The 7,923-nt window shown below is 63.8% G+C and carries 10 protein-coding genes; 3 read left to right on the top strand and 7 right to left on the bottom strand.

The window, feature by feature from the left end; all coding sequences use genetic code 11:
* Positions 1–153: 153 nt before the first annotated feature.
* The 4 genes from ccoP to ccoN are packed head-to-tail and all read right to left on the bottom strand — an operon-like array spanning position 154 to position 3,338.
* The gene (gene ccoP / locus P5705_RS20670; RefSeq protein WP_277462773.1) at positions 154–1,095 is read right to left on the bottom strand and encodes a cytochrome-c oxidase, cbb3-type subunit III; all 942 of its coding nucleotides are present in this window, start codon (positions 1,093–1,095) and stop codon (positions 154–156) included.
* Positions 1,092–1,286, bottom strand: coding sequence for a cbb3-type cytochrome oxidase subunit 3 (locus P5705_RS20675; RefSeq protein ID WP_011533056.1), 195 nt, complete (start codon positions 1,284–1,286; stop codon positions 1,092–1,094). The genes ccoP and P5705_RS20675 overlap by 4 nt, the downstream gene beginning before the upstream one ends.
* 5 nt (positions 1,287–1,291) lie before the next feature.
* Positions 1,292–1,900 carry a cytochrome-c oxidase, cbb3-type subunit II gene (gene ccoO, locus P5705_RS20680; protein WP_213660303.1) on the bottom strand — a complete coding sequence of 203 codons (609 nt, stop codon included), beginning with the start codon at positions 1,898–1,900 and terminating at the stop codon, positions 1,292–1,294.
* A gap of 13 nt (positions 1,901–1,913) precedes the next feature.
* Positions 1,914–3,338: a cytochrome-c oxidase, cbb3-type subunit I gene (gene ccoN, locus P5705_RS20685; protein WP_011533058.1), complete on the bottom strand. Its 1,425-nt coding sequence runs from the start codon at positions 3,336–3,338 to the stop codon at positions 1,914–1,916.
* 49 nt (positions 3,339–3,387) lie between these two features.
* On the opposite strand from ccoN, the gene P5705_RS20690 reads away from it, so the two are divergent.
* On the top strand, positions 3,388–4,077 hold the full coding sequence (locus tag P5705_RS20690) for an alpha/beta family hydrolase (protein WP_277462774.1): 690 nt from the start codon (positions 3,388–3,390) through the stop codon (positions 4,075–4,077).
* 122 nt (positions 4,078–4,199) lie between these two features.
* Here P5705_RS20690 and P5705_RS20695 read toward each other — a convergent pair whose 3' ends face one another.
* Positions 4,200–4,484, bottom strand: a complete 285-nt coding sequence (locus P5705_RS20695) for a pyrimidine/purine nucleoside phosphorylase (RefSeq protein WP_011533060.1) — start codon at positions 4,482–4,484, stop codon at positions 4,200–4,202.
* Positions 4,485–4,557: 73 nt separating this feature from the next.
* Positions 4,558–5,109 (bottom strand): exonuclease domain-containing protein, encoded by a 552-nt coding sequence (locus P5705_RS20700; RefSeq protein WP_277462775.1) that lies wholly within the window; start codon positions 5,107–5,109, stop codon positions 4,558–4,560.
* 191 nt (positions 5,110–5,300) lie between these two features.
* On the opposite strand from P5705_RS20700, the gene P5705_RS20705 reads away from it, so the two are divergent.
* A complete protein-coding gene (locus P5705_RS20705) occupies positions 5,301–6,101 on the top strand; it encodes a substrate-binding periplasmic protein (protein ID WP_277462776.1) in 801 nt (266 codons plus the stop codon).
* A gap of 63 nt (positions 6,102–6,164) precedes the next feature.
* Positions 6,165–7,178, top strand: a complete 1,014-nt coding sequence (locus P5705_RS20710) for a GNAT family N-acetyltransferase (protein ID WP_277462777.1) — start codon at positions 6,165–6,167, stop codon at positions 7,176–7,178.
* A gap of 90 nt (positions 7,179–7,268) precedes the next feature.
* Here P5705_RS20710 and P5705_RS20715 read toward each other — a convergent pair whose 3' ends face one another.
* Positions 7,269–7,796, bottom strand: a complete 528-nt coding sequence (locus P5705_RS20715; RefSeq protein WP_011533064.1) for an RNA polymerase factor sigma-70 — start codon at positions 7,794–7,796, stop codon at positions 7,269–7,271.
* Positions 7,797–7,923 lie beyond the last annotated feature (127 nt).

Genomic DNA, 7,923 nt, shown 5'->3' on the forward strand with positions numbered 1-7,923 from the left:
AGGAGCGGCCTTGTGCCGCGAAAGGGCTGCGTAGCAGCCCCGGGATTTCAGTATTGAATGAAGATCGCCGGGGCCGCTTTGCGGCCCTTTCGCGGCACAAGGCCGCTCCTACAGGGTTCGCGCATGAAGTTAGTGCAGTCGCGTCACGAGGTGTTACTTGGCGGTTACGGTTTCCGCTGCTTGATCCTGCGACAGGCTATACACATAGGCCGCCAGCAGGTGGACCTTGTCGTTGCCCTGGATGTCATGCTGCGCCGGCATCTGGCCCTGACGGCCATAACGGATGGTCTGCTGCAGCTGGGCGAAGCTCGAACCGTAGATGAACGCCTGCGGGTGGGTCAGGTTGGGCGCGCCCATGGCTGGGGTGCCTTTGCCTTCAGGCCCATGGCAGGCCACGCAGTTGGTGGCGAACAGCTCCTTGCCCTTGGCCGGGTCGGCCTTGGCGTCCGCCGGCAGGGTGCGGCCGTCGAGGTTGGTCAGCACGAACGCTGCCACATCCGCCACGCCCTGCTCGCCGATCACCGTGGCCCAGCCGGGCATGATGCCGTGGCGGCCGTTCATGATCGAAGCCTTGATGGTCTCCGGCTCGCCGCCCCAGCGCCAGTCCTTGTCGGTCAGGTTGGGGAAACCGTAGGAGCCCTTGGCGTCCGAGCCGTGGCATACCGAGCAGTTGGAGGCGAACAGCCGGCTGCCCATCTTCAGCGCCTGCGGATCCTTGGCCACGTCCTCCACCGGCATGGCGGCGTACTTGGCGAAGATCGGCCCGAACTTGGCGTCGGCCTTGTCCATCTCCTTCTGCCACTCGTCCACCTGGGTCCAGCCATTCTCGTAGCCGGGCAGGATGCCTTTCCAGTTGCCCAGGCCCGGGTAGAGGATCAGGTAGCCCACCGAAAACACCAGGGTGCCGACGAACAGCCAGAACCACCATTTTGGCAACGGGTTGTCGTACTCCTCGATGCCATCGAAGCTGTGGCCCATGGTCTGGTCGGTGGTGTCGCTGCTCTGGCCCTTGCGGGTGGCGAGCAGCAGCCAGGTCAGGCCGATCAGGCTGCCGAGGGTCAGTACGCTGATGTACGTACTCCAGAAGGTGGTCATTGCCGAGTACTCCTCATGGCAGCAGGTTCCTGCCCGGCAGGGGGCAGGCGGTCGTCGACGAAGGGCAGCAGGCGCGCTTCGGCGAAATCACGGTCGCGGCGACGGTTGAACACCCAGAGCGAGAGGCCGATGAAGGCGATCATCACCACCAGGGTGCCCAGGCCGCGGATCATGCCGATGTCGATGTCCATCGCATTCACCTCTTGTTCTTGATCGCGGTGCCGAGCACCTGCAGGTAGGCCACGAGCGCGTCCATCTCGGTCTTGCCTTTGACCGCGTCCTTGGCACCGGCGATGTCGTCGTCGGTGTAAGGCACACCCAAGGTGCGCAGGGCGCGCATCTTGACGTCGGTGTGGCTGTTGTCGACCTGGCTGGCCACCAGCCACGGGTAGGACGGCATCTTCGACTCGGGCACCACGTTGCGCGGGTTGTACAGGTGCGCGCGGTGCCAGTCGTCCGAGTAGCGGCCGCCGACACGGGCCAGGTCCGGGCCGGTGCGCTTGGAGCCCCACAGGAACGGGTGGTCCCACACGCTCTCGCCGGCCACCGAGTAGTGGCCGTAGCGCTCGGTCTCGGCGCGGAATGGCCGGACCATCTGCGAGTGGCAGCCCACGCAGCCTTCGCGGATGTAGATGTCGCGGCCTTCGAGCTGCAGGGCGGTGTAGGGCTTCATGCCCTCGACCGGCTTGTTGGTGACGTCCTGGAAGAACAGCGGGACGATCTGCGTCAGGCCGCCGATGCTGACGGCGAACACCATCAGCAGGGCCATCAGGCCTATGTTTTTCTCAACGACTTCATGGTTCATCAGGCTCTACTCCTCAAGCCAGCTGGGCGTTGGCGGTGGCTTGCTCGGCGGCGGGGGCACGCACGGTGCGCCAGGTGTTCCAGGCCATCAGGAACATGCCGCTGAGGAAGATCGCGCCGCCGACGAAGCGCACGACGAAGCCGGGGTGGCTGGCCACCAGGGTTTCGACGAACGAGTAGGTCAGCGTGCCGTCGCTGTTGACCGCGCGCCACATCAGGCCCTGGGCGATACCGTTGACCCACATCGAGGCGATGTAGAGCACGGTGCCGATGGTGGCCAGCCAGAAGTGCGCGTTGATCAGCCCGAGGCTGTACATGCGCTCCTTGCCGAACACTTTCGGGATGGTGTGGTACAGCGCGCCGATCGAGATCATCGCCACCCAACCCAGGGCGCCGGCGTGGACGTGGCCGATGGTCCAGTCGGTGTAGTGGGACAGGGCGTTGACGGTCTTGATGGCCATCATCGGGCCTTCGAAGGTGGACATGCCGTAGAACGCCAGCGACACCACCAGGAAGCGCAGGATCGGGTCGCTGCGCAGCTTATGCCAGGCCCCCGACAGGGTCATCATGCCGTTGATCATGCCGCCCCAGCTCGGGGCCAGCAGCACCAGCGACATGATCATGCCCAGCGACTGCGCCCAGTCCGGCAGGGCGGTGTAGTGCAGGTGGTGGGGGCCGGCCCAGATGTACAGGGTGATCAGCGCCCAGAAGTGCACGATCGACAGGCGATACGAATACACCGGGCGTTCGGCCTGCTTGGGCACGTAGTAGTACATCATCCCCAGGAAGCCGGCGGTGAGGAAGAAGCCCACGGCGTTGTGGCCGTACCACCACTGCACCATGGCGTCGGTGGCACCGGCGTAGACCGAGTAGGACTTGGTCAGGCTGACCGGTATTTCCAGGTTGTTGACGATATGCAGGATCGCCACGGTCAGGATGAAGGCGCCAAAGAACCAGTTGCCCACATAGATGTGCTTGGTGTTGCGCTTCATCAGCGTGCCGAAGAACACCACGGCATAGGCCACCCAGACGATGGTGATCAGGATGTCGATCGGCCATTCCAGTTCGGCGTATTCCTTGGTGCTGGTGTAGCCCAGTGGCAGGCTGATCGCCGCCAGCAGGATCACCAGTTGCCAGCCCCAGAAGGTGAACGCGGCCAGGCGCGGCGCGAACAGGGTGGTCTGGCAGGTGCGTTGCACCGAATAATACGAGGTGGCGAACAGGGCACAGCCGCCGAAGGCGAAGATCACCGCGTTGGTGTGCAAGGGTCGCAGGCGGCCGAAGCTGGTCCACGGCAGGTCGAGGTTGAGGGCGGGCCAGGCGAGCTGGGCGGCAATGAAGACGCCGAGCCCCATCCCGACGATGCCCCACACCACCGTCATGATGGCGAATTGGCGGACCACCTGGTAGTTGTAGGCGGTACTGCTGGTTGTGTTCATGTATGGGTTCCCATCCACGGTTATAGGCAGGCTAAACAGCGAGGCAAGCATGAGTAATGGGCAAAGTGCCGGTATTGACGGGGATCAATGGGCGAAGATCGGAAATGTCCCAGGCTTGCGCTGCGATCCTCCACGAATCTCGGCCGATCGCGGTTACCGCGGTTGCCTGATCCTGGCCCACGGCGCGGGTGCGCCGATGGACAGCGGGTTCATGGAGGACATGGCGCAAAGGCTGGCGGGGCAAGGGGTAGGGGTGGTGCGCTTCGAGTTTCCGTACATGGCCCAGCGCCGTGTCGACGGCGGCAGGCGGCCGCCCAATCCGCAGAAGGTGTTGCTGGAATGCTGGCGCAATGTGTACGACCAGGTGCGACCATTGGTCGCAGGCCCGCTGGCCATTGGTGGCAAGTCCATGGGCGGGCGCATGGCCAGTCTTCTGGCCGATGAACTGGGGGCCGATGCCCTGGTGTGCCTGGGCTATCCGTTCTACGCGGTGGGCAAGCCGGAGAAACCGCGGGTCGAGCACCTGGCGGGGCTGCGCACGCGCACGCTGATCATCCAGGGGGAACGCGATGCCCTGGGCAATCGTGAGGCGGTGGAGGGGTACGTATTATCGCCAGCGATAGAGGTGAGCTGGCTGGCGGCGGCGGATCATGACCTGAAGCCGCTGAAGGTTTCCGGGTTCAGCCATGAGCAGCATCTGCAGGCCGCGGCGGAGCGGGTGGCGGGGTTCCTCTCATGAAGAGCACCGTATTGGCACCCCCCCTGTAGGAGCGGCTTCAGCCGCGATCACCCGCAAAGCGGGTGCCAGGCATCGTGTTGCCTGCATCGCGGCTAAAGCCTACCTGCCCGGAAATGGCTTGCTTAGTCGCGGTACTCGCACAGGTAGGCGGTATCCACAGCCACCTTCAGCTGGAACTTGCTGTCGGCCGGCACGTTGAACTGGCTGCCTGCCGCGAACTTCTCCCAGTTGTCGCTGCCCGGCAGCTTGACGGTCAGGGCACCGGAGACCACGTGCATGATCTCGCGCTTGGCGGTGCCGAACTCGTATTCGCCCGGGGCCATCACGCCCACGGTGGCCGGACCTTCCTGGCCTTCGAAGGCGATCGACTTGACGGTGCCATCGAAGTATTCATTGACCTTGAACATGGGGCGACTCCTGGAAAAGGGCTGAAAAAAGGGCTGGCCAGTATGCCCAAGGCCTGCCCGTGCGTCATCTGTTTCAGGCACCGCCCAGCGGCAGGCTCAGGGGCAGCAGGCGAGCCGTGTTGCGGGCATCCTCCAGGGCCCGATGCTGCTGCCCGGAGAACTGCAGCCCGGCCAGTTGCAGGGCGCTGTTCAGCCCCGCCGGGCGTTGCAGGTGGCGGGCCTTGGCGAAGCGCTGCTTGAGGTTGATGTGTGGCAGTTGCAGCAACAGGCTGTCGACATGGTGCAACTGCCATTCCTGCAGCAGTTGCTTGCGATCGTAGTCGCCCCAGCTCACCCAGGCTTGCAGTTGCGTCTGGTGGTTCTGCAACCAGCGCTCGAACTGCCCCCAGACCTCGCTGAACGGTGCGGCGTTGTCGACATCGGCCTGGCTGATATGGGTCAGCTCGCGGCAGAATGGCGTCAGCTGCGGCCGCCGCCTGGGCCGCACGAAGCGCTGGAAGTGGTCGACCTCGCGGCCTTCGCGGGTAACCAGGCTTGCGCCGATTTCTATGATTTCCATCTCCGTGACTGGCCAGCCGCCGTCATCGGTGGTGGCTTCCAGGTCGATCACCAACCAGTGGCCCATGCCAGGCTCCCTATCAATGCACAGTAGCCTGCGGCGTCTCGCAAGGACCCTTCACGCAGGCCCGTAGAGCGTAGCCAAAGTCGCGGTGAACGGCATCCCCTGGCACTTTGGCATATCCGGCGGTTGTGCCCGCCCGGGAAAACGCCTAGCTTAGGTGGATTAAGGCCACAACCCGTGATGAGTGTCTCGACTTGATCCCACTGCCCCGCCTCAAGGTGTCGTCCTCCCTGCTGCTGTTCGCCGCGTTGTTGCTCAGTGCCGTGGCCCGGGCCGACGAGGCGGTCGACGTGAAAATCGGCGCGGCGCATTTCCCGCCCTACACCGTGCGCCCGGAGCAGGGCGCCGACACGGGCCTGCTGCCGCAACTGGTCGAGGCACTGAACAAACTGCAACCCGGTTACCGCTTCGTGCTGGTGCCCACTTCGATTCCGCGGCGCTTCGGTGACTTCCAGCAGGGGCGCACCGACATGGCGATCTTCGAGAACCCACAGTGGGGCTGGCAGGGGATCGCCCACAAGGCGGTGGACATGGGGCTCGAGGATGCCGAGATCTTTGTCGCCCGGCCGCAGGCGGGGCGCGACCAGCACTATTTCGACGACCTGGAAGGCAAGCGCCTGGCGTTGTTCAACGGCTACCACTACGCCTTCGCCGATTTCAACGCCGACCCAGCGTATCTGAAGGAGCGCTACCGGGCGGCACTGACCTACTCCCACGACAGCAACCTGTCGATGGTCGAGCGTGGGCGTGCCGACATCGCCCTGGTCACCCGCTCGTATCTGAGCGACTTCCTCAAGCGCAACCCGCAGAGCAGCGGCCAGTTGATGGCCTCGCAGCGGGTCGACCAGGTCTACCATCACTACGCCTTGCTGCGCCCCGACGCGCCGATCAGCCCCGAAGCCTTTGCCGCGCTGATGCGTCGCCTGCGCGAGAACGGTGAATTGCTGCGCATCTTCCAGCCTTACCAGATCACCGTGGAAAAACCCCACGACTAAATTCCACGGGTGTGGCCACGTATTCAGGAGTGAGCCTTTATTTCATTCCCGTGAGCCATGACCATGCCGTTCGATGCCGCTTCGCAGCCTTCTTGTGCACCCCGCTGGCACAGCCTGCAGGCCGACGAGGGCGATTGCCGCCTGAGCCTGACCCTTGAAGGTCGCCCATTGATCCAGGTGCGTCTGGTGGCGGCAGCCCGACTTGAAGTCCACCTCGAGCAACTGTGCCCGGAACGCCCGGAGCAGGCATTGTGGGCCGCCTGCTACTGGTTGCTGTGCCGTGACCCGGCCTGCCCGCGACTGGCCTGGCAACTGCCGCAGCCGATACCGCAGGCGCTGGCCAGCGGGCTGTTGGTGGTCGGTGAACGGCCGGGCGAATATTTCTGTGAGCGTACCCTGTTCTGGCAATTGCCCCAGCCTTGGCTGGGCGAGTCCGTTGCCGGGGCCTACCCCCAGCTTATGCAGATCAGCAACGGCAAGCGCCACCCGCGGCGCGGGCCCAAGCCGCAGGGTGAGGTGTATCGGCGCTTCGATACGCGTCTCGGGGCCTGGGTGTCACTGCGTACCCTGGAAATCGACCAGGACCTTGAGCGGTTCAATCGCTGGCAGAACACCCCACGGGTCGCGCACTTCTGGCAGGAAGGCGGCTCCCTCGCCCAGCACCATGCGTACCTGGCCAAGCTGGAAGCCGATCCGCATACCCTGACCTTGATTGGCTGCTTCGATGACGAACCCTTTGCCTACTTCGAAGCCTACTGGGCCAAGGAGGACCGCATCGCGCCGTTCTATCCGGCCGACGATTACGACCGTGGCATTCACATGCTGGTGGGGGAGGAGGCGCACCGTGGCCCACACAAGGTGGCCAGCTGGTTGTCGGCGCTGGTTCACTACCTGTTCCTCGACGACCCGCGCACCCAGCGCGTGGTGGCCGAGCCGCGGGCCGACAACGGCAAGATGATCGGCTACATGCACGACCAGTGCTTCCACTGCGAGAAGGAGTTCGATTTCCCGCACAAGCGGGCGGCGCTGATGATTCTGGGGCGGGAGCGGTTCTTCGAACGCTGCAAATTGGTGTAAGACGCGTTCGCCAGCAAGGCTGGCTCCTACAGGTGGGTGAGATCCCTGTAGGAGCCAGCCTTGCTGGCGAAGCGATCGTGATGTTGGCAATCAGCCCAGGCGGCTGCTCTTGCGGCAATGGATCAGCGCATCGCGGATCATGAAGTTGACCAGCGTCGGCGACACCCCCAGCTCCTTGGCGATGTCCTTCTGCGGTACCCCGTGCAGGCGGTACATCTCGAAGGCGTAGCGGGTGCGCTGGGGCAGTTCGTTGAGGGCGTCGGCGATGTGCTCGAGGGTGGCGAGGTTGATATGGGTGGCTTCGGGCGAGGCATTCTGGATGACCACGTTCAGTCCTTCCTCTTCGCTGCCCGAGTACTTCAGCTCCATGGCCTGCTTGCGATAGTGATCGATGGCCAGGTTGCGCACGATCTGGAACAGGTAGCTGAGCTGGGCCTTGAACGACGAGGTGATCTGCGGGGCGGCGCTGAGCCGGAAGAAGGCGTCCTGCACCACATCCTCGGCGCGGGACCGGCAACCGGTGATGCGCGCGGCGATCTTGACCAGGATGCTGCGGTTGTCGACGAACGCCTGGAGCAGTGGTGAATCGCACTTACTTGTGGATAGTTGTTCCGCCATGGAAATCACCTTGTCTCTGTGGAAAAAGGGAGCACACCAAACTAGGAGGCTTCCTACGACGTGCGACAAGCTATTCAGAATGATAATGATTGTCAAATACGAAAGTTAATGATTTTGCATTGCGTTT

This window comes from Pseudomonas entomophila (genome assembly GCF_029478665.1).
GTDB classification, from domain to species: Bacteria; Pseudomonadota; Gammaproteobacteria; order Pseudomonadales; family Pseudomonadaceae; genus Aquipseudomonas; species Aquipseudomonas entomophila_F.

What these genes read in the sequence shown, in the direction of transcription:
- ccoP (WP_277462773.1), bottom strand. Translation starts at nt 1,095, where the DNA reads ATGACCACCTTCTGGAGTACGTACATCAGCGTACTGACCCTCGGCAGC.
- P5705_RS20675 (WP_011533056.1), bottom strand. Translation starts at nt 1,286, where the DNA reads ATGGACATCGACATCGGCATGATCCGCGGCCTGGGCACCCTGGTGGTG.
- ccoO (WP_213660303.1), bottom strand. Translation starts at nt 1,900, where the DNA reads ATGAACCATGAAGTCGTTGAGAAAAACATAGGCCTGATGGCCCTGCTG.
- ccoN (WP_011533058.1), bottom strand. Translation starts at nt 3,338, where the DNA reads ATGAACACAACCAGCAGTACCGCCTACAACTACCAGGTGGTCCGCCAA.
- P5705_RS20690 (WP_277462774.1), top strand. Translation starts at nt 3,388, where the DNA reads ATGAGTAATGGGCAAAGTGCCGGTATTGACGGGGATCAATGGGCGAAG.
- P5705_RS20695 (WP_011533060.1), bottom strand. Translation starts at nt 4,484, where the DNA reads ATGTTCAAGGTCAATGAATACTTCGATGGCACCGTCAAGTCGATCGCC.
- P5705_RS20700 (WP_277462775.1), bottom strand. Translation starts at nt 5,109, where the DNA reads ATGGGCCACTGGTTGGTGATCGACCTGGAAGCCACCACCGATGACGGC.
- P5705_RS20710 (WP_277462777.1), top strand. Translation starts at nt 6,165, where the DNA reads ATGCCGTTCGATGCCGCTTCGCAGCCTTCTTGTGCACCCCGCTGGCAC.
- P5705_RS20715 (WP_011533064.1), bottom strand. Translation starts at nt 7,796, where the DNA reads ATGGCGGAACAACTATCCACAAGTAAGTGCGATTCACCACTGCTCCAG.